Source organism: Adhaeribacter arboris, from assembly GCF_003023845.1.
Classification (GTDB): Bacteria; Bacteroidota; Bacteroidia; order Cytophagales; family Hymenobacteraceae; genus Adhaeribacter; species Adhaeribacter arboris.
This window is the reverse complement of sequence record NZ_PYFT01000001.1, coordinates 194,637-215,380: the sequence shown is the minus strand read 5'-3', so window position 1 is coordinate 215,380 and position 20,744 is coordinate 194,637. Positions and strand designations below refer to the sequence as shown.

Sequence of the window (20,744 nt, the reverse complement as noted above, 5' to 3'; positions counted from 1 at the left end):
AGTGCCGACAAATCGGCAAATTTATAAAATTATGAGTAGCCGGTTAGGAGTTAATTCTTACTTCCAAGGTTGCTCTGTCCCAGTTCGCGAGATCTGCGGCCGCGGCATACGTACTTCGCAGGAAGCTTAATACAGCTTGATCCGGATCTTCCGCTTGTTGAACGGCTTCGTAAGGTAATATAAATTCGCGGAGTGTTTGGTGATAGTAAGCCGTAGAAGGCAAAATTGTGGCTTTACCAAAACCCTCAGGCTCCGGATAAGTATAAGAATAAAAAGCCGCCTCGGGAAAGCTATCGTTGCCGGGCCAAAAACCACAACTACTTACTTCGTGTGAATAAGCTTCCTGGGCTACCCAGTCCGGTAAATGCGGCACTCCACCCGGATGTTTAGGGGCAGGCCGACCTGAAAAACGCGAAACTGCCAAATCAAATCCTCCCCAGAAAAAATGCACCGGACTACACTTACCTCTAAAATCAGCGCGAAAATTAGTTAACAAGCGATGCGCATGCAGCAAAACCGCGTGTAAACGCTCTACTTCCTCGGCCTGATACGTAGCATGTACCGTATCCTGATAAAAAGGAATTACTTCTTCCAGTTCGTTCGGGACTGGATAAATCTTGATATTAATAGTTAATTCTGACAGATTGGAAAAGGTTTTCTGGTAAAAGTCGGCCACCGAAAGATTCTTTAAACTAAATTGTCGTCTTTCGCCGGATTGAGTTATTATTTTTAAATTATGGTTTTGTAGATCAAAATCAATTTGAAAGGACTGCTTTTCACTTGGAATAAGAGCCGTAGTAAGTCCGGTTGGCGTAACAAACAAAGTCACGTGCCACGCATGGTTCAGCCAAGGCAGTTGAGCCAATTTTATTTTTCCTACAATTTGAGTATAAAGCAATAAAGTTTGGTAGGTCTCTTTGGTATTTGCATAGGAAAGTTCGGGCCAATTAGATTTCATCATACCATTTCTCTTTAAATCAGATTAATTTTTAAATGCTACTTTATTATTTTTCTTCATCTCTACGAAAGGCTGCCAGGAATTTATTCAGGCTAGATATTTTATTGCTTGATTTTGAAATAATTACAGTAGGTTAACTTACCTTGGTGTACGAAATACTGCAATGTTTAGCTTAAGGAATAACTAAATACCTAAGCTTAAGTTATTCTTTAAAGTATATGAATCGGGTTATTAGTAGTTAAAAGATTTAAGTTTTTACCGTATTTGCTGGTTCTAAAAAATATTTTTTGAATTTTTTCTCTTATTTGTATGTATATACATTAAATGTACATACATTTGTTATATTAATTAAGTATTCAACTAAATAAAAAACTAAATAGTAAGACTATGGCAACTACAAAATGGGCAGTAGACCCAATGCACAGCGAAGTTCAGTTCAAAGTAAAACACCTTATGATTACTACGGTAACTGGTTATTTTCAGAAATTTAACGTGGAAGCCGAAACCGAAGACGATCAGTTTACCCGCGCGAAAAGTGTTGTTTTTACTGCCGACGTTAATTTTATCAGCACCAACAACGAGCAACGCGATACGCACTTAAAATCAGCTGATTTCTTTGATGCCGAAAACCACGGCGAAATCCGGTTTGTAGCCGATAAATACGAGAATGCCGGTGGTGACGATTACAAACTGCACGGTACCTTAACCATTCGGGGTATTTCTAAACCACTAGTTGTAAACGTTGAATTTGGCGGTATAGTAGTAGACCCTTACGGTCAAACCAAAGCTGGTTTTACCGTAACCGGCAAAATTAGCCGGAAAGAATTTGGCTTAACCTGGAACGCAGTAACCGAAGCTGGTAGCGTAGTGGTTAGCGACGAAATAAAATTACAAGCCGAAGTACAATTAGTAAAACAAGGTTGATGTAAGCCCTGCCCTTTGGCAGGGTAACTTTCAACTCTTAAAATCCGGGCTTCTTCCCTTTAACGATTACAATTCTATGGAAAATAAAATTTTAGGCCTGCACCACATTACGGCTATTGCCGATAAGGCCAAACGCAACTTAGATTTTTACACCAAGGTGCTGGGGTTACGCCTGCTTAAAAAAACCGTAAACTTCGACGATCCGGGTACTTACCACCTGTATTACGGCGATGAAAAAGGCAGTGCCGGCACTATTCTTACTTTTTTTCCATACGAAGGAGCCCGCCGTGGCCTGACCGGAACCGGCATGGTGACGGAAATTGGCTATTCCGTGCCGGCAGGTAGTTTTGCCTTTTGGTTAAACCGCTTCGCCGAAAATAATGTCCCGTTCCACCAGCCGGCCGAAAGATTTGGTGAAAAATACCTTGCTTTTCAGGACCCCGATGGCTTGCAGTTTGCCCTAATAACCCCTGGTTCAAATGATTCGCGCCTACCTTGGGAAACGGAAGAAGTAAAGGCCGACGTAGCTACTAAAGGTTTTCACAGTGCTACTTTATCCCTCCGGAATAGCCAGGCTACGGCGGCTATTTTAACCGATATTTTTGATTATAAGTTGGTGGCCCAGGAAGGAAACCGCCACCGGTACGCCACCGATGCCGTACAGCAAGCCGGAATTATTGATTTAGTAGATGCTCCGGATCAGATCCGGGGGGTAGGCGGGGCCGGTACCAACCACCACATTGCTTTCCGGGTGAAAGATGAAGAAACTTTGATGCATTTTCGGGAAAAAGTTGCCCGCCGCGGTTTGAATATCACCCAAAAAATTGACCGTAACTACTTCTATTCTCTGTATTTTAGAGAGCCGGGTGGCGTATTATTCGAGATTGCTACCGATAATCCGGGTTTTGGAATTGATGAGTCTTGGGATAAATTAGGCTCAAGTTTACTCTTGCCACCGCAGTACGAACCACGTCGCGCCGACATTGAAGCGGTGCTCCCTAATCTGAATTAATCTTTAATTTATAAATTTAGAAAAGGTAAATGCTTCCTGGTATGGGAAGCATTTGCCTTTTTTATTGAGTTGCAATAGCTCCTGAAATGTCAAAATTTAATCTAATTATTTAACTTTCCAACCTGCGAGTTACAACTCTAAAAATCAAAATATTCGTCGGTGTTAGGTTGGGGTGCCGATTGCTTTTTAGGTGAAACCGGGGCGTTGTTCTTTAAAACTTCTTTAAACTCTTTCTTCTCGCGGCGTAGGTCTTGGGCGATCTTAGTTTTTACCCGTTGCTTGTCGTAGGCTACTTTGTAGTTGTTTTCGTTGCCTTTTAAAGTTAAGAATAAATTAGGACCATTGTTTTCGGCTAAACCTCCAACTTCACCACCCGTGCGGCGCATTTTGTTACGCAAGGGTATCCGGAATTTATAATCTAGTTGCTGATCGAAGGTGTGCATGCCCTGAATACCAATTACCGAAGCCCGAGAAACATTTGAGCGTACTTCCATTTCGGGAATATAAACGGTCCGGTTTTGAACCCAGAAAGTATTGCTCAGTTCCGAAAATTGCAAATGAGTTAGTTCCTGCTTCGGAATAAACGGCGAAAGCTTTAGCATGGGCTCAAAGTTGAGCAGTTGCCCGTTCCGGATCTGGGCATTTACTTCGGCCTCCATGCGGTCCGTTAAAGGTTTTAGGTGGCTATTGAAATACAAATCGGAATGAATGGTAGCCGTGAGTTCCCCCTTTAAATGGTGTTGTACTAAAAATTGCTGCCCAAAATTCTCGAAAACGTAAAATAAACTGTCTAAACGGATATCGTTAACGGAAGTAAGCGAAGTTACCTGAATGTTGTTCGGCTGGCGGGCATCGAGCATACCGCGAATGGCAAACTGTCCCCCTATAATTTGCAAAGCTAACTCCGGCGACGAGATTACCTGGTTTTTCAGGCGCAATTTGCCGCGTACGTTTTTTCCTCTAAATCGCCGGAACTGCAATCGCTGAACGGTGGTATTCACGTCAAAATCAAAATACGGCGAAACCCTTAATTTATAAGCAGACGTGGCTTTCGGCGGAGGATTATTTACCTGGCGCCTGATACTGGCATTTTCTTTTTCTTCGCGGAGCAACTCATCAAAATTAAGAAAACCAGATTCCAGGTCTGCTTCCATGTGCAGGCGTTGTTTCGATAAAAACAGCCAGCCCAGTACATTTTTAAAATAGCCATTGATTAAGAAATCCGAACTCCCCAATTTTCCTTTAAAACCAGTTACGGCCAAATCACTTTTCCGGAAAAGGAAATTACCATTTAACTGCCGGAAAACGGGTTTATAATTTTTAACCTGCAACGATACATTGCGAAGCGAGATTTCGCCGGAGCTGTTTACTTGTCCGTAACCGGTACGCGATTGAAAAGAACGCACTTTTCCGGCAAAAGCAATGTCTATGCCTACTTCTCCGCTACCCCGCTTCAGATGAGTACCCGGAAAAACTTCTAAGGTATGCGCTACGTCCAGGTTTCCTTTTAATTTTACCTGCAGGTAAGGGTCCTGTAAATTCTGGTACACCACATTGCCGCTAAAAGGCCGGTTTCGGAGCCGTCCGCGAATATTCTTTAATTCAATTACCGAAGTGAGGTTGTTTTGCTGGCTACCATTCGAGAATTGTCCTTGAAAATTTAAGTCTTCCAGCTTTTGTTTGGAAGCGAAATGGAAAAACGTAGCATTCCGGCATCCAAACTGAACCAGCACCTGCGGATTAGCTTTACCCGAAGTAATTCCCTTTACCGTGGCGTTAAAATATACGTTTCCCTGGCTCTGGTACTCGCCAAAAGCCTGACTGTATTTGAGTGGCAATAAAGCTAGCAGCGCCTGGATGTTGGTATTTTTGCCATTAAATTGCAGATCAAGAGCGGTTGGTCCGGCGTAATTTACGGAACCCGTCACCTGGTAAAGCGCCGGTCCTACCCTCACCTCCGAGGGCGAAATAGTTACCTGACTTGCCGAACGATTTACGAGTAGATTGGTTTGCAGCTGTATTTCCTTATTCTGAAAATAATCGTCTTTATCCACCTGAATGGTTTGAACCTGGAATTTGCCCGTGGCCGCAACAGCTACTTTTTGGTCAGTTACCTGTAAAGCCGCTACCATTTGGCGGGCCTGCACCTGGTAAAACTGCGCCCGACGCTGATCGGTGTAATGGATAGCTACATTTTTAAAAGTTACTTTTTCTAATTTAAAAGCAAACTTTTTGTTTTCAGGTTGGCTATCATCCGCCGCAAATACCCGATAATTACCCGTGCCATCCGGTAAAAATTTCACGAATACCTGGCCATTTTCTAAATTAACTTCGCTTACCCGGTATTGGCCGGTTAATAGATCGGGTACGTTTAAGGTAAAATATAAGTGTTTGGCTTTGGCTAAGGGAGCCTTACTCCCCGGCAAACTTTCCGTAATGGTAACATTATCTAAAGCAATGGCTACGTTGGGAAACTGGCGAAAGAGCGAAAGCGAGATTTCCTCCACCTGAACTTTGGTTTTCAAGTGACGATTGGCTTCGGCTACAAACAGCTGAATAATTTTATCTTTAAAACTATAAAGTAACCCCGTTGTGAGCAATATCAACAGCAAAAATCCGCCTAAACTATACCGGAGGACTTTGCCAATGGCTTTCTTATTCAATATCAATTACTTGTAAAAATCCGGAAGTAACCATTAAAAATACTCTGAAAAATGCTCTGAGACAACTTGCGGCCGGGATAAAAATTTTTTCAATTTTTTATTTAAATAATTTGCAGTGATAAAAAAACCTACCATATTTGCACCACAATAAACGACAACAACGGGTTGTCAGACTTAAAATGGGGTGTTAGCTCAGCTGGTTCAGAGCACCTGCCTTACAAGCAGGGGGTCACTGGTTCGAATCCAGTACGCCCCACCTTGATTATCAAGAGGTTATAGATAAAATCTATAACCTCTTTTTTTTGGTTTAAAATTTCAATAACTAGCTTTTAATTTACCAAATAGGTCTAGCTAAAAGAATTAAACTTATTTTTAACTAGGTTATCTGTTTCTCTTCTTATTTTATTGTTTTTGATGCACTTCTTTAAAATTTTACTTATTTACGGCTCTTAACAGGCGGCAACAGCCAAATTTGAACTAATCAATGTTAAAAAAGGAACTGTTCCATAGAATAAAATGGCTTTCTCCATTTTATAATTATTAGAACAATCTTTCTTCTTTGCGAAGGGCTTTATAATCTAATATAGCCCTATTAAGTTATTCCGACGGCAAGACTCACCAAAATATCTCTTTTCTCTAAACCAAAAATTGCCCTATCCGGTCAAGAGTTGGCTTCCAGGATGTACGTTTACCGCGTATGGGTTAATGGAAAAGCGTAGCCAGTAAGCAGCTGATGCTGGAAAGATAAGTAATATTTTTCATTAGCCTGTTAACCAATAACCGAAAGCCTTTACTAATAAAAAGACCAGGCAGAATGCCGCAGCTATTTCTTTAACAATTCACATGAAAACGCTAGCCATACCAATTAAACAAAACACCCTTCACTGCATTAAAGCTATTCATTTACTCCTAAGTAAGTTTAATAATTCTAATAAACTTAGACTACATCCGCGATACTATTGCTCTATTTGTTACGCGCTTAATTACGCATTTATACGTCCTAATATTTATATCACTAGCCGGTATGTCAGCCAACTTTATAGCTCAGCGTAAAACGATAAAGAACACCTCGGTTTTTTACTGATACGTGGTAATCTGGGTAATCATGTTCAACTACCGCGCCCTGGTTATCCCGAAATTTATGCGGAGTGAGATTTTACTCTGGTTATATCCTACTTATGGCTAGTAGAATGACTTGAAACAAAAAAAAACTAAAAAGTAGGTCAGTTTTTTTTAAAACGATCCAACGGGCAAAGCTATCAAAGAAATTGAAAAATGGTGGGCTTCCAAGCAGAATAGAGCGTTACGTTTATCGTAGGTTAAGTCAGTTAGGAGTATACCGTAGCGCGGCTGTTGATTTTGGCAGAACAGCTTTGCTACGGTAGGGTAAACCGGACTGAATTATTTGTTTGATTTATTCTCCCTGCTTGACTTGAACGACATAAGCCGGAAGCAAACCGTGTGCCTCTTGATGGGTTTTGATAATGGCCGTTGAATCCGCGGCTTCTGAAAGACACAATACCCGGCCTTCTTTTTCGCTCACCCAATAATTAATAAAGTTCACCCCATACTTTTGCTGAGAGGCCAAATCTTTTTGATGAGCCGCTGCCACGTCTTGAGCTGTTACCTTTCCGGCACCTAGTTCGTGCACATCCAGAAACAAATACTTGCCTCCGGTTAAAGCCGCTTCCATTCCTTCGGTCACGGGGTAAATTTCATCCGGTAAGAGGCCGTGGGCTTCGGCATGCGTTTTTCGGATGGAGGCTATACCGGGGGCAGAGGACAGACAATACACCCGCCCTTTCGCTTCGTCTACCCAGTACCGGAGGAAGTGGGCGTTGTATTTTCCCTGAACGGCCAGATCTTTGGCGTGGGCTTCGGCTACTGCTCCGTAGGTTACTTTACCCGGTTCTAGTTGGTGTACATCCATATACAGATGGTTGGCAACTGCTTTGGCCGGAGAAGATGGGGACTTACTAACGGAGGCGCCGGTCTGGCTGGTGTGAGCAGCTTGTTGACAAGAAATAAAAGTGGCGGCGAAGGCAGCCGCAAAAAAATAAGTTTTCATGAATGAATAGTTTAAAGGTGAAAAAATTGAACTTCGATACAAAGGAAGTCTCTATATTCCAACCGGATATCCGCAATTTTCCCTATTTTTATACAACCTATCTCCCTATTTTAAAACGCCGCAAACATGGAACTAATCGAAAGAACCAGTTATTTGGCACTGCTTCAAACCCAATTTGACAAAATGGCGAACGGGGAAGGTCATTCCATTTTTGTGAGTGGCGAAGCCGGCATTGGTAAAACGTCGCTGATTAAGGCTTTCTGTAAAGAAAGAAAAGCGGATTGTTCGATCTATCAGGGGGTGTGTGATGCTTTGTTTACTCCTCGCCCGCTGGCCCCGCTTTACGATATCATCTGGCAAATTAAAAGGGAACTCTGGGAAAGCAACAACGACCACGCCGATCGCTCCTCTGACCGGACCGGCTTATTTACGCGCGTCTTTCAGGAGTTAAGTACGGCAAAAGATCCTATTATCATTGTTTTTGAAGATATTCATTGGGCCGACGAAGCTACCTTTGATTTTATTAAGTTCCTGGCCCGGCGGATTACCCACCTAAAATGCTTGTTCTTGTTGACGTACCGCGACGATGAAATTCATTCCGGGCATCCCTTGCGAAACGTGATGGGGCAACTTTCTCCCGATTCTTTCACCCGATTACCCCTTAGCCCTTTATCGAGTAAGGCCGTGGAAAAAATGGCGCAGGAAAAAGGCTACAACGGCGAAGATGTCTACAGCATTTCGCGGGGAAATCCTTTTTACGTGAATGAAATACTGGCCAGCTATAGTTTGGGCGTGCCGGATAATGTGAAAGATGCCGTTCTGTCCGTTTACAACCGGCAGGAAGACCCCACCAAATACATCTGGGAATTATTGTCCATCCTCCCTACCGGCTTCGAGATTAAGTACCTGGAAAAAATGGTGCCTTTGTACGCGGCTGCTATTGAACGCTGTCTGGATTCAAAAATTTTAGTAATGCAGGATGCTTTTATCTTCTTTAAACATGAATTATACCGGCGCACCATTGAGTCGGCGTTATCGCCGTTGAAAAGGGTGGCTCTGAACAAGAAAATACTAGAATTATACCAGGAGAGCTTTGAACAGAATGGGGAGATCGAACGCATTATTCACCACGCCAAAAATGCCAATGATTACGAGTGTGTGGTACATTTTGCGCCTTTAGCGGCCCGAAAAGCCGCATCTTTGGGCTGTCATATCGAGGCTTCTAAACTGTATTTAACCGCCATTGAGTATTACCAGGGCCAGGATAGCGCTACCTTAATTCAATTTTACGAAGCTTACGCCTACGAATGTTATTTAACGAACCAGATTAAAGAAGCCATTATTTACCAGGGGAAATCATTACGCTTGTGGCAAACAAAGAATGATATTGAAAAAACAGGAAATTGTCTGCGGTTTTTGTCCCGCCTTTGGTGGTTTGAAGGTAACCGGCTGCAGGCAGAAAGTTTCGCCCGACAGGCGATTGATGTACTGAACACCCAACCAGATTGCCGGGCCAAAGCAATGGCCTTCAGCAATATGTCGCAGCTAAAAATGTTGGCTGGACAATCGGCGGAGTGCCTGGCATGGGGGGAAAAGGCAATAGAGCTTGCCCAGACCCTGGGCGAAGAGGAAATTCTGGCGCACGCTCTAAATAATGTGGGTACCACGCAAATGATGCTCGAATCTTCCCAGGTAAAAGGCAGGGAACTCTTGCAGCAAAGCTTGGCCATCGCCTTAAAGAACGGTTATCACGAACACGTGGCTCGTGCCTACACCAACCTAAGTAGTGTAGGCGTAACGAGCAAGCAGTATGATTTTGCCAAAAAAATGCTGCAGGAAGGTATCCAGTATTGCGAAGAAAGAGATTTGGATTCCTGGACAACCTACATGCTTTCCTGGAAAGCTAGAATGTGTCTGGAAACCGGTAATTGGAAAGAAGCCTACCAAATTGCCGATCATTTGCTTAAAAAAGCAAACCAGCCACCCGTAGTAAAAATTACCGCTCTGGTGGTAGTGGCCACGATAAAATTGCGAAGAGGTGAGCCGGATGCCCTTCTTTTACTTCAGGAGGCAAAAGTAAAAGCTTTTGCAGCAGGAGAATTGCAACGCATTTTACCGACTATGATAGCCATACTAGAATACGAATGGCTAACCGGAAAACCTGTTATAGAGCCAGAAGCCCTGGAAGAAATTATTAAAATGATGGAGGAGGCGGGTGTTGTCTGGCAAAACAGTGAGTTTGCTTTCTGGTTAGGTAAAGTCCGTAAACAATCGCTACCGCTGCCGGAATGGTACGAAGGGTACCGGATGGACAATGAAGCAACAGCCGCCAAAGCCGCGGTATGGTGGGAAAAATTAGGCTGCCCGTATGAGCAGGCACTTGCCTTGTTTATGGGTAATGAGATGGATAAGAAGAAAGCTATTACCCTGGTTCACGAACTCGGGGCACTGGCCGTACACGAAAAAATGAAACAGGAGTTGCGGGCTTCCGGGATCAGAAACATTCCCCGCGGTATCCGGGAAACTACCCGATCTAATCCAGCGCTTTTAACCAGCCGCGAGTTGGAAGTACTGCGGCTCTTGAAAGAAGGAATGCAGAACAAAGAAATCGGCAACAAACTTTTTATATCGCCCAAAACAGTGGATCATCACATTTCGGCTATCCTGTTGAAGTTGGAAATGAACTCCCGGGTAAAAGCCGTGCAGGAGGCGGTCCGGCTGGGTATTCTAAAATAGGGAACCGCAACCAGATAAATAGGGAATTTCTCCCTCGTGCAACAAGAACTCTGTTTGCAATTTTGCCATCACAGTTCATCTAAAAAACCAGTTGCATGAAAAAGTTTGTTATTGAAAGAAATCTACCGGGAGCCGGTAACCTTTCGCCCGAAGAATTAAAGAACATTTCCCAGACTTCCTGTGAGGTAGTAAGCCAATTAGGGCAGCCGTACCATTGGATACAATCATTCGTGACGGATGATAAAATCTATTGTATTCATATCGCCGAAAGCGAGGAAGTTGTGCGGGAACACGCCAAGCGGGGTAATTTCCCCATCAATACCGTCTCGGAAGTACGAGCAGTAATCGATCCGCAAACCAGCAGCGGTACTTGATCCTTCCTATTTCCGGCTACCCCGTAATCAATGGGCACCTTGCATCCTTAGTTATTGCGAGGGTGTCCATTGATTTAATGGAAAGCGAGCCGCACCAAATGGTTAGCAAAACATCTTCTTTACTTATCCAGCTTATTCCTAACAAACCAAGCTAAGTAATCGGCAAACCAAGTAAACGCGGATGAAGTAGCGCAACGCGCTTCAAAACGGCAGTAAAACACTTTAAGGACCAGAATAACCTGGGTAATAAGTAACGTCCAACGAAAATTTTTCCAAAAAAATTTCAAAACGGAGTTAACCTGACCGAGAATTCGCATACAAATAGGAAACTTACTTTAAGTTACTCACTTAATTTTTAAAAATTCCCAACACTAAAAAAACAAACAATTAAAAATCCAAGACGATGAAAAAGTTAGTATTAATTATTCTGGTTTCGCTGCAAGTAAGTTGGCTTGTAGCTAAAGAAACTCCTACCACCCCGGAGGCACCCACTATCTACGTTCGAAACGAAAATGCTAAAGTCTACAAACAACCGGCATACAAGGCCGAAGTTCTACAAGTAGTCAAGCTGAGTGATCCCATTCAGATGGTGCGGAAGTTTGATGACCGCTGGATTATTGTAAAGGTAAATGGTCAATCCGGTTACATAGAGCGCTGGAACATAACCACTAAAAAAAGCCATCAGCGAAATAAAAATTATAATCAAGATCAACTGCCAGTTGCACCGACCGAACAAATAAGTAAGAATAATTAAATAATGCTGCCGGCGAAAACAGTTGAATTTTTTACGCCCAGGTTTTCGCCGGCAGCAAACCGCCTAAAGTACTTTCTTGCCTTGCTATTTAATTTTCACTCATTTTCACTTAATTTCCAATAAATAAATTTTCCTACGTCCGTTTTCTCCCGCTTATAAAAAGGCTAAGCCAGGAAGTAATTATACGTAATAGCTATTACAAAAATGTAAAAATAGACCTAACAAGAAGCTTTATCGCTACTTGTTCCTTGTTGGGTGAGTTTTATATTCCTGCCGGGTGAAAACGTCTACCCACCGCACCACGGCAAAAGTACAAATTATAGTTTGTGCTGATCTCTGATTATATATTTTCGGTTCATTAGCTGATTATACGTTTTATTCTGGTTCAATAGTTAGGCGCAGCGCCTCTTGGACCGATTGACAAGAGCTAGTCTCCGAATTGGCGAGTATGTACTATCTTTTCACGGAAGCCAGGAGACTTCCTTTTGATTGGTAAGCGCTAGGTGATAGTTAGGGTAGTCTGCAAATTTTTTGTTTTATGCAAATGATTATATTCGAATATCTGATCCTAAACAGGATTTTACTGAGTTATATGTTTTCTTGCTTGCTCGTACAAGAATTCCGGTGCAAAATCAGCCCCATTTTCCCAGGTAATTGTCCAAGAATTTAGTTTGAAATTTTTAAAATATTGAATGTTGCGAAGTGGTTCAAAAACTGGTTTGTTTAAGTTATTTTTTAAATCAATGATGCCACTTGTACCATCGTTGAAATAAAGTTCTAATTCATAATCTTTAATATATTCCACTTTTATTACCCAAATATTTTCCATTGTAACTTATTTTAAGGGTTCTATTTTGTTTAATGGTTTACCTACTTTAGCAAGTTCCCAGTCTTCTAAAAGTTCTTGTTTATGTATTTCCATCTACTCAAAGACTAGCGTTAAAGCTCGCTTTGGCATGAAACCTTTTAGAATTTCGTCTTCAAAGTTAATAACCGCTTTATATTCCCCATATTCTACGTGAAAATGAGGTGGATTGTGATCATTGTAAAACATGAAAGTTGGGATACTTCCTTTTGTCTATTTAGCACCAGTGACGCTTCGCTTAACACTTGCGCTAAATGGGTGTAGGAAAATAAACATACAAATGATTTTAAAAACAATTATTTATTAGTTAGTTTTAATATAGGTCCTTTCTAATAAAAATTTATGTTAAAATATGAGTGTTGAGATAGTTACTAAAACAAGAACTAGAAAATATCCAATTGCTAGATCTTTACTTAATAGTGCAATTGCACATATGACTGCTGCAATAGAAATTCAAAATAAACCTTACTTTTCACACCGTTATGAAATAGTTTCAGCCCTTGTAATTACTGCATGGGAAAAAACACTAAAATCAATTTTATATAAAAAGCATTTCAAAATATTTAAAAGAAATAAGAGAACTATAGAATTCGGAGATTGCCTCTTAGCCGTTAAGAATCAATCCGATGTAAAATTTGATGCAACCTATGAAAATTTAAAGCTGCTTTATGAGTATAGAAATGAGGCAGTCCATTTTTATGGTGAAAGTTTAGATACAATTATTTTTGCTTTGCTTAGCGAATCAGTACATCAATTTGCAAAGTTTTTACAGAACCAATTTAATAGAAATCTTTTTTCTGATAAAGATTTAGGCTTGATGCCTATTGCGTATCAGCGACCTTTTACACCAGAAGATTTCCTTACGCCTTTCTCAGCAAGTCAGAATGCATCGGTAGAAGTTAAAAAATTTTCTTAAGCATATTGATGAGGCAGCTCAAAGATTAAATGCTGCTGAAAATAAAGAGTCAGTACTTGTTCAATTTAAAATAGTTTTGCAGAATGTAAGAAATGCAAATTCTGCGGACATCTCTGTAAAGGTCGATAATTCTAATATAGAAGCTGATACTTTAAAAGTTGTAAGAGAACTAAATGGCCCAATTAAAATTAATAATGATAAAAATGCAGCAGTTATAAGAATCAATGAAAAAGAATTGATAGAATCAGGTTTTAATTTAACTCACGAAGATGTACGTAAGTTTGTTAAAGGGAATTTGCCACATGTGAAAATGAATGACCAATTCCATGCTCTTATGAAGAAATTAGAGAAAGATCAAAATATTTGTTACCAAAGGCCACAGAATCCTCTGAAACCAAATGGTAGCAAGATGAAGCTTTATAGTGATATAATATACCAAGCTTTGATTGACAATTATCCTAAGCCCGACTCAAATGAAGCAGCATAAACAAAAAAATTTCTTTAGCCGTGTCAGTGATAATATCTAACACGCCTAAATTATAAAACTAAATCAACTTGTACTGCCCTAACTCCCTCTCCTTCACCTTCTGAATAAACAATTTCGGGTCGATGCGGTATTTGCGGGAGAACATTTCGACGGCGAGGCGTTCATTGGGTTCGCAGAGCACGAGTTCGAGCTTTTTCTGGCCGGGCGATTCTTGAGCGGCTTGTTCGATGTGGTCGATTTGCAGGGCACTTAATGTACGCAGGTCAATGTCCAGGCGCACGCCCTGGGCCAGTTTTTCGGCTACATCGCCGAGGAGTTGCATGTGGGTGGGTTTCAGTTCCCATTGGTCTTCCGACTTATACCGCAAGGTTACTTTGCCTTTCACAAACAAAAACATGCCGTCTTTCAGGTAAGGTGAGAATTTGACGTAATCTTCCCCGAACAAAGCTAACCCTAAGGTAGAATCGTAATCTTCCAGCGTAAACAAGGCGAAGGGATTCCCATTTTTACCTGTCCGGATCACGATGTTACTCACGATACCAGCTACGGAAATATCACGGTTTTTGTATTCGGCAATACGTTCCAAGCAACAAGTACAATAAGAGTCAATCTCTAGTTTAAACTGGTCGAGCGGGTGGCCGGAAATATAGAAACCTACCACTTCCTTCTCGCGGCGCAGCATTTCGGTTTGGCTCCAAGGGGCAATATCGGGTACTTTGGGTAAAGGAATTTGCACGGCGCTGCCCCCGCCAAATAAGGATTGCTGCGCGGAGCTTTGCTCGGCCTGGTATTGGTTACCGAAGCGGATAGCTTTTTCAAGCAGGTTCTGGTTTTCACCGTCCGCTAATTCAATGTACTGCGCCCGGTGGTAGCGTTCAAACGAATCAAACGCCCCGGCTTGCGCTAAACTTTCGAAAGTTTTTTTATTTACCGCCCGTAGGTTAGCCCGTTTGGCAAAGTCAAAAATATCGGAATAAGGGCCTTTCTTTTCCCGTTCTTCCAAGATGGCCTCTACAGCGGATTCGCCGGTTCCTTTCACGGCCCCCAAACCAAAACGAATCGCGCCTTCTTTGTTCACGTTAAATTTATAGATGGATTCGTTCACGTCCGGCCCTAAAACCGGTACTTGCTGGCGACGGGCTTCCTCAATAAAGAAAGTTACCTTCTTAATATCATTCATGTTGTGCGTGAGCACCGCTGCCATGTATTCGGCGGGATAGTGCGCTTTGAGGTAACCGGTTTGATAGGCTACTACGGAGTACGCCGCCGAGTGCGACCGATTAAAGCCGTACTGGGCAAATTTCTCCATAACGTCGAATACTTCCGACGCTTTTTTCTCGGGTATTTTGTGGAGTTCTTTGGCGCCTTTTATAAATTTTTCACGCTCCTTGGCCATTTTGGCCATGTCTTTTTTACCCATAGCGCGGCGTAGCAAGTCGGCACCACCCAGGGAGTAACCCGCTAAGATCTGGGCGGTTTGCATAATTTGCTCCTGGTACACCATAATCCCATAAGAATAATTTAGGATGGGTTCGAGCAACTCGTGCGGGTATTCTACTGGCTCCCGGCCATGTTTCCGGTTAATAAAGTTCGGGATGAACTGCATCGGACCTGGCCGGTAAAGCGCATTCATGGCAATTAAATCCTCAATATTGGTCGGCTGCAAATCTTTTAAGTACATCCGCATGCCTTCGGATTCAAACTGGAAAGTACCAATCGTATCGCCACGTTGGTAGAGCGCAAAAGTTTTCTCGTCTTCCAGCGGAATTTCGTCAATGTCAATATCTACGCCGTGGTTGGTTTTAATCAGTTCTAAAGCATCGCGAATAATGGTGAGGGTTTTTAAACCCAGAAAGTCCATTTTCAGCATGCCGGCGCTTTCAATTACTTTCCCGTCGAACTGCGTAACCAACAGGTCCGAATCTTTTGAAGTAGAAACCGGAATATAATTGGTAATATCATCGGGCGCAATAATTACCCCAGCGGCGTGAATACCGGTATTGCGCACCGAACCTTCTAACTTTTCGGCGAGTTGCATTACTTTACCGCGGTGGTCGTTGCCCGCGCGAATGTTGGCCAATTCCGGCGATTCAATAAAAGCTTTGGCGAGCGTAGTACCGGGAGTATCGGGTACCATTTTGGCGAGTTCGTTGGCTTCGGCTAAAGACAGTTCGGTAGCCCGGGCTACGTCTTTAATACTCGATTTGGCCGCCATGGTGCCGAAAGTAATAATCTGAGCTACCTGGTTTTTGCCGTATTTTTCGACCACGTAATCAATTACCCGCTGGCGGTTTTCGTCGTCGAAGTCAATATCAATATCGGGCATGGATACCCGTTCCGGATTCAGGAAACGCTCGAACAGCAAAGAATACTTAATTGGGTCGATGTTGGTGATACCCACGCAATACGCCACCGCCGAACCTGCCGCCGAACCCCGGCCCGGTCCCACGGCAACGCCCATCTTACGGCCTTGGTTAATAAAATCCTGCACAATCAAAAAGTACCCGGCAAAACCCATCGTTTCAATGATTTGCAGCTCGTAATTTAGGCGTTCTTCTATTTCAGGCGTCAATTCTTTGTAGCGTTTTTTGGCTCCTTCAAAGGTTAAATGGCGCAAATACGCGTCCGGCCCGGCGTGTTCGGCAGGAATGGGAAAATTGGGCAGTAAAATATCGCGCTGCAGCTTGGGCGGCGTAATTTTGTCCACGATTTCGTTGGTATTATCCACTGACTGGGGCACATCCCGGAACAGCTCGTTCATCTGGGCCTGGGTTTTGAAGTAGAATTCATCGTTCGGAAAACCAAAGCGGGTTTGCGGCCGGGGTTTCTGCATTTCTTCCTCAATCCGGTACAGCATCCGGCGGGCCACTTCGTCGTTGCCCAGGTTCTTGCGTAGGTTATCCAAGTGATCGTAAGCAACGTCGCCTTTATTGGTTAAGAGCCGGAAATACTTGGTGTTAAAATCACCCACCGGAATGCTTTCGTCTTCACCGGTATTCACGCAAAGCAAAATGTCGTGGGCATTCCAGTCGTTTTGCTCGATGTAGTGGGAGTCGTTGGTGCAGATTACTTTTACGTTGTATTTTTTGGCCCACTTCAACAGCACCTGATTGACGTCTTCCTGGCTTTTACCCGTGTTATCAATATTTTGCAGGCCATGTCGCTGGATTTCGATGTAGTAATCTTCGCCGAATAGATCGAGCCACCACAGTAAAATCTTTTCTGCCTCTTCTTCGCTTTTCCAAAGAATAGCCTGGGGAACTTCGGCCCCGATGCAGCAACTGGTCGCAATTAAGCCTTTCGCGTATTTTTTTAAAATTTCTTTATCAATGCGCGGCCATTTGCTGTACAAGCCTTCGATGTAGCTCATGGAGCAAAGCTTGGACAAGTTTTTATAACCGTCCTGGTCTTTCGCTAATAGTAATTGGTGGTAGCGGTTATCGCGCTGTTCCTTGGTAAAAACCTTTTGGTGGCGGTCTTGCACCAGGTAAAATTCGCAGCCCACAATGGGCTTCACGTTATATTTATTCGCCTCGGCCACGAAGTTAAAAGCGCCGAACATATTGCCGTGGTCGGTCATGGCGACGGCTTTCATGCCGTCCGCCTGGGCTTTTTTCATCAAGCCACCAATGCTGGCGGCGCCGTCGAGCAAAGAATATTGCGTATGGCAGTGTAAATGCGAGAATTCGGGCACTTTATTTAGTTAAGAGTTAAAAGTTATGAGTTAAGAGTTGTTTCCATTTACAACGGGAAACGAGGGTATATAGTAAGTTCATTCTCTAAGGAACACCCCTGAGAGAACACTAAAGTTAGATAAAAAGTAGCAGTTCCGGAAGCAAAAGTTTACTCCTTTAAGCTACTTTTGCCTGGAAGAATAGATTCGATAAGTTTCGTATGGTAAGCTTCAATACCTAATTTCGCTAATTATCAGAATGATAAGAATAGCTTGAATTTTTATGCATTTGAGTTACCACTAGGATATAAGTAGATCGATTTAAAAGGGAGAAGCCCGAAAAGCGATAGCTAGCAGAACAGACAGCAGTCGAGGCAGCGAGGACGGGCGTTGATTTTCCGGTGCCGCAGGCATTTCGACGAGTAGGGGCGTGCTGCGAACGTTCCCACCAGAGAAAAGCAAAATTAGCCCGCCCAAGTGCCCCGACGAGGCCCGCCGACCAGGAGGCAAACTGGGTACTGCCCCAATTGGATCAGTACCTGAACATGGAGCCGGGAACCGACTCCAAAGAGCTACCTCTCAATAAGGAATGAAATAAAGGGTATTTGCGCCCAAGAGGGTGAATAAAGAATAGAACTCCGCATTATTCGGTACGTAAGCTGCGTGCCGGATTGAGCCTGGCTGCTCGAATGCTCTGGTAACTTACCGTAAGTAAAGTTATGCTTATGGCTCCCGTTCCTGCCAGAGCAAAAATCCACCACTCTATCCTGACCCGGTACTCGTAATTTTGAAGCCAATGGTGCATAAAATAAAAAGCTGAAGGTACAGCTATCCCTAAAGCAATGGCTATCAACCGCATAAAATCCTTCGATAAGAGTAGCCACACATCCCCAATGGAGGCCCCTAAAACCTTGCGTACGCCTATTTCTTTGGTGCGCTGTTCGGCGGCAAAAGAGGCTAAACCAAACAAACCTAAGCAACTAATTATAATGGCAAGCGAAGCAAATAAAGCCGCCAGTTTACCGATACGTTCTTCGGTAGCAAATTTTTTGGCGTATTCCTCGTCGACAAATTGGTACTCGAAAGGAGCCGATGGAATTAATTTTTTAAAGACGGTTTCTATTTTGGGTAAAGCTTCGCGGGCACTCACGGCCGGATTAATTTTGATGTTGATGCAATTCACGGTACCATTAAAGCCCTTCAGATAAAAAACCGTGGGTTCTACGGGCTCGTACGGCGATTCCATTACCATATCTTTAATTACTCCCAGAATTTTATAGTGCTTTACTTCCTGGGTCCGCCACCAAGTCCAGCTGACGCTTTCTCCTACCGGATTTTTTAAACCCATGAATTTTGCCGCCGCTTCGTTAATTACCATGCCGACGGAATCACTGGCATATTCTCGGGAAAAATCTCTCCCGGCTACAAACTGCCAGCCTACGGTTTTGCCGTGTTCGTGCGATACCGCTAAGGTGCCAAAACTATCATCCCGGTTCGGATCTTTTCCTTTCCACTGAAAACCGTTATTGCCCGAAGCTACCTCTGTTATTTTGCCCATGGATTGCGACATTTCCGCTACCACCCCGGTGTTTTTCAGTTCGGTGCGGAGTACATCGTACTTGCCGTAAAAATCATCCGACTTCATGTCCATCGTAATCAAGCCATCGCGGGCGTAACCCACCGGACGGTTCTTGGCAAACATAATCTGATTATACACAATGATGGTACAAATAATTAAAGTAACCGAGATAGTGAATTGCATCACCACCATTACTTCGCGGTGCAAAGAGGCAAGGCGACCCGCCCGGAAAGTGCCTTTGAGTACTTTTACCGGATTAAAGGAAGATAAATACAATGCCGGGTAACTACCGGCCAGCAAGCCGGTAATCAGAATAAATAGAATGCTACCCAACCAAAACCAGCCCTGGTTCCAGGGCAGGCGCATATCTTTAGCGGCAATTTCGTTGAAATAGGGCAAACCTAACTTTGCTAGCACCAGGGCAAGGCCGAAAGCCAAGAAGACTATCAGGTACGATTCGCTGAAAAACTGGCCAATTAATTGGGTGCGGAGCGAACCTAAGGTTTTCCGTACGCCTACTTCTTTGGCGCGTTTACTGGAGCGAGCCGTAGACAAATTCATGAAATTAATGCAGGCTAATAAAAGAACAAAGCTACCAATTAAACCTACCAGCCAGACAAAACGAACCGAACTGCTCTGGGGTTTACCCTCTTCAAAATCGCTGAATAAGTGCCATTTAGGCATGGGATGCAGAAAAACTTGCGGCTGCAAGGCAACTTGCTTTTGTAAGCCCTCTAACTTTTTAATTTGGTTGAGTTCGGCATCTTTAATGCGGGCAGAAACCTGCTCCAAACTACTGGTTGGCTTAATTTGGACGTATAAATACAGGAAATGATTGGTCCAATCATTTAACGCCCGTTCCGCAATCCAGTCGTTGAGAGAAGCCCATAAAGAAAAAGGAGCAAAAAATTTTATTTCGTGGAGTTCCGTGTTGCGGGGTAAGTCTTCGTACACCCCGGTTACCTGTACCTGAACCTTGGTATTCATTTTTACAATTTTTCCCAAGGGGTCTTGATTCCCGAACAAGGCCTTAGCAGAAGAAGCAGAAAGCACGATGGAATGCGGGTCTTGCAAAGCGCTCCAGTTACCTTTTAACATTTTAAGCGTAAACATTTCCGGGGCGGCAGCTTCCATGAACACTCCGGTGCTGGATATTTTCGTTTCGCCGCTGCTCAGAATGTAGTCCTGTACCCACGAAGCTTTTACAATGTGTTGGAAATGGCTTTTGTAAGTGGTTTGCAGTTCCGTGGCTAAGGGATATTGTAAACTAGTACTAGACCAATTTCTACCTTTGTCGTTTCCCCGCTTCATTACTTTCGCCAGATACGTATAATTAGCGTGATAAGTATTATATGATAATTCGTCCTGCAGCCACAAACCAATCAGCAGCGCTACCGCCATACCCAAGGCCAGACCACCAATGTTTAGGAAAGAATAAGCTTTTTGCCGGAGAAGGTTCCGGAAGGCGATAGTTAAATAGTTACGAATCATAGCCGGCTGGAAAAAAGAAGTTTGAGGATAAGGATATTTGGACGCACGTTTCTTCACAAAAGGAGGCAATACGGAAAATACTGCCAGCACATAATGGAGATTAGCCGGCTTCTTACCTAACTGATTGTGCCAATAAATATACAATTCGGCTAAATCGCCTTCTACTTCCTCTAGAGTTTCTAAAGGATGCCACCTTTGCAGCAAGCGAACAGCCCAGCGGGGTGGATTCGGAGTAGATTCCATA

15 protein-coding genes and 1 tRNA gene are annotated in these 20,744 nt (G+C 43.2%); 9 read left to right on the top strand and 7 right to left on the bottom strand.

All coding sequences use genetic code 11. The features are described 5' to 3' along the window. Positions 1-43: 43 nt before the first annotated feature. Positions 44-961, bottom strand: a complete 918-nt coding sequence (locus tag AHMF7605_RS30370) for a DUF5996 family protein (RefSeq protein WP_106925545.1) — start codon at positions 959-961, stop codon at positions 44-46. Between the two features lie 384 nt (positions 962-1,345). Here AHMF7605_RS30370 and AHMF7605_RS00895 point away from each other — a divergent pair, with 384 nt between their 5' ends. Continuing rightward, on the top strand, positions 1,346-1,882 hold the full coding sequence (locus AHMF7605_RS00895) for a YceI family protein (RefSeq protein ID WP_106925543.1): 537 nt from the start codon (positions 1,346-1,348) through the stop codon (positions 1,880-1,882). A 76-nt stretch (positions 1,883-1,958) separates the two neighbouring features. After that, positions 1,959-2,894 carry a ring-cleaving dioxygenase gene (locus tag AHMF7605_RS00890; protein ID WP_106925541.1) on the top strand — a complete coding sequence of 312 codons (936 nt, stop codon included), beginning with the start codon at positions 1,959-1,961 and terminating at the stop codon, positions 2,892-2,894. A 137-nt stretch (positions 2,895-3,031) separates the two neighbouring features. On the opposite strand, the gene AHMF7605_RS00885 is transcribed toward AHMF7605_RS00890, so the two are convergent. Further along, on the bottom strand, positions 3,032-5,557 hold the full coding sequence (locus tag AHMF7605_RS00885; RefSeq protein ID WP_158267424.1) for an AsmA-like C-terminal region-containing protein: 2,526 nt from the start codon (positions 5,555-5,557) through the stop codon (positions 3,032-3,034). 181 nt (positions 5,558-5,738) lie between these two features. On the opposite strand from AHMF7605_RS00885, the gene AHMF7605_RS00880 reads away from it, so the two are divergent. After that, positions 5,739-5,813: transfer RNA gene (locus AHMF7605_RS00880), tRNA-Val, on the top strand. Between the two features lie 1,158 nt (positions 5,814-6,971). Here the strand turns inward: AHMF7605_RS00880 and AHMF7605_RS30075 are convergent. Then, positions 6,972-7,625: a DUF4242 domain-containing protein gene (locus tag AHMF7605_RS30075; RefSeq protein ID WP_199200174.1), complete on the bottom strand. Its 654-nt coding sequence runs from the start codon at positions 7,623-7,625 to the stop codon at positions 6,972-6,974. A 126-nt stretch (positions 7,626-7,751) separates the two neighbouring features. Between AHMF7605_RS30075 and AHMF7605_RS00865 the strand changes: the two genes are divergently transcribed. The 3 genes from AHMF7605_RS00865 (at position 7,752) to AHMF7605_RS00850 (ending at position 11,489) form a co-directional block, all read left to right on the top strand. Further along, positions 7,752-10,361: a helix-turn-helix transcriptional regulator gene (locus tag AHMF7605_RS00865; protein ID WP_106925537.1), complete on the top strand. Its 2,610-nt coding sequence runs from the start codon at positions 7,752-7,754 to the stop codon at positions 10,359-10,361. Positions 10,362-10,456: 95 nt separating this feature from the next. Beyond that, a complete protein-coding gene (locus tag AHMF7605_RS00860) occupies positions 10,457-10,735 on the top strand; it encodes a DUF4242 domain-containing protein (RefSeq protein WP_106925535.1) in 279 nt (92 codons plus the stop codon). A 403-nt stretch (positions 10,736-11,138) separates the two neighbouring features. Continuing rightward, complete coding sequence (locus AHMF7605_RS00850) at positions 11,139-11,489, top strand: hypothetical protein (protein WP_106925531.1); 351 nt, start codon at positions 11,139-11,141, stop codon at positions 11,487-11,489. 580 nt (positions 11,490-12,069) lie between these two features. On the opposite strand, the gene AHMF7605_RS00845 is transcribed toward AHMF7605_RS00850, so the two are convergent. Further along, positions 12,070-12,318 (bottom strand): DUF2442 domain-containing protein, encoded by a 249-nt coding sequence (locus AHMF7605_RS00845; RefSeq protein ID WP_106925530.1) that lies wholly within the window; start codon positions 12,316-12,318, stop codon positions 12,070-12,072. 93 nt (positions 12,319-12,411) lie between these two features. Next, on the bottom strand, positions 12,412-12,543 hold the full coding sequence (locus AHMF7605_RS31050) for a DUF4160 domain-containing protein (protein WP_199200173.1): 132 nt from the start codon (positions 12,541-12,543) through the stop codon (positions 12,412-12,414). A gap of 163 nt (positions 12,544-12,706) precedes the next feature. Here AHMF7605_RS31050 and AHMF7605_RS00835 point away from each other — a divergent pair, with 163 nt between their 5' ends. Next, positions 12,707-13,270, top strand: coding sequence for a DUF3644 domain-containing protein (locus AHMF7605_RS00835; protein WP_106925528.1), 564 nt, complete (start codon positions 12,707-12,709; stop codon positions 13,268-13,270). Between the two features lie 76 nt (positions 13,271-13,346). Beyond that, positions 13,347-13,757: a hypothetical protein gene (locus AHMF7605_RS00830; protein ID WP_106925526.1), complete on the top strand. Its 411-nt coding sequence runs from the start codon at positions 13,347-13,349 to the stop codon at positions 13,755-13,757. Positions 13,758-13,815: 58 nt separating this feature from the next. Here AHMF7605_RS00830 and dnaE read toward each other — a convergent pair whose 3' ends face one another. Further along, positions 13,816-17,451 carry a DNA polymerase III subunit alpha gene (gene dnaE, locus AHMF7605_RS00825; RefSeq protein ID WP_106925524.1) on the bottom strand — a complete coding sequence of 1,212 codons (3,636 nt, stop codon included), beginning with the start codon at positions 17,449-17,451 and terminating at the stop codon, positions 13,816-13,818. A 380-nt stretch (positions 17,452-17,831) separates the two neighbouring features. Here dnaE and AHMF7605_RS29405 point away from each other — a divergent pair, with 380 nt between their 5' ends. Next, a complete protein-coding gene (locus tag AHMF7605_RS29405) occupies positions 17,832-18,023 on the top strand; it encodes a hypothetical protein (protein WP_146153481.1) in 192 nt (63 codons plus the stop codon). Between the two features lie 50 nt (positions 18,024-18,073). Here AHMF7605_RS29405 and AHMF7605_RS00820 read toward each other — a convergent pair whose 3' ends face one another. Continuing rightward, positions 18,074-20,743 (bottom strand): ABC transporter permease, encoded by a 2,670-nt coding sequence (locus AHMF7605_RS00820; RefSeq protein ID WP_199200172.1) that lies wholly within the window; start codon positions 20,741-20,743, stop codon positions 18,074-18,076. Position 20,744: the final 1 nt, after the last annotated feature.

Bases quoted from the DNA above. Each gene is read 5' to 3' on its own strand.
- AHMF7605_RS00850 (WP_106925531.1), top strand. From the start codon at position 11,139: ATGAAAAAGTTAGTATTAATTATTCTGGTTTCGCTGCAAGTAAGTTGG.
- AHMF7605_RS30370 (WP_106925545.1), bottom strand. From the start codon at position 961: ATGATGAAATCTAATTGGCCCGAACTTTCCTATGCAAATACCAAAGAG.
- AHMF7605_RS00820 (WP_199200172.1), bottom strand. From the start codon at position 20,743: ATGGAATCTACTCCGAATCCACCCCGCTGGGCTGTTCGCTTGCTGCAA.
- AHMF7605_RS30075 (WP_199200174.1), bottom strand. From the start codon at position 7,625: ATGAAAACTTATTTTTTTGCGGCTGCCTTCGCCGCCACTTTTATTTCT.
- AHMF7605_RS00890 (WP_106925541.1), top strand. From the start codon at position 1,959: ATGGAAAATAAAATTTTAGGCCTGCACCACATTACGGCTATTGCCGAT.
- AHMF7605_RS31050 (WP_199200173.1), bottom strand. From the start codon at position 12,543: ATGTTTTACAATGATCACAATCCACCTCATTTTCACGTAGAATATGGG.
- AHMF7605_RS00835 (WP_106925528.1), top strand. From the start codon at position 12,707: ATGAGTGTTGAGATAGTTACTAAAACAAGAACTAGAAAATATCCAATT.
- AHMF7605_RS00865 (WP_106925537.1), top strand. From the start codon at position 7,752: ATGGAACTAATCGAAAGAACCAGTTATTTGGCACTGCTTCAAACCCAA.
- AHMF7605_RS00895 (WP_106925543.1), top strand. From the start codon at position 1,346: ATGGCAACTACAAAATGGGCAGTAGACCCAATGCACAGCGAAGTTCAG.
- AHMF7605_RS00845 (WP_106925530.1), bottom strand. From the start codon at position 12,318: ATGGAAAATATTTGGGTAATAAAAGTGGAATATATTAAAGATTATGAA.
- AHMF7605_RS00860 (WP_106925535.1), top strand. From the start codon at position 10,457: ATGAAAAAGTTTGTTATTGAAAGAAATCTACCGGGAGCCGGTAACCTT.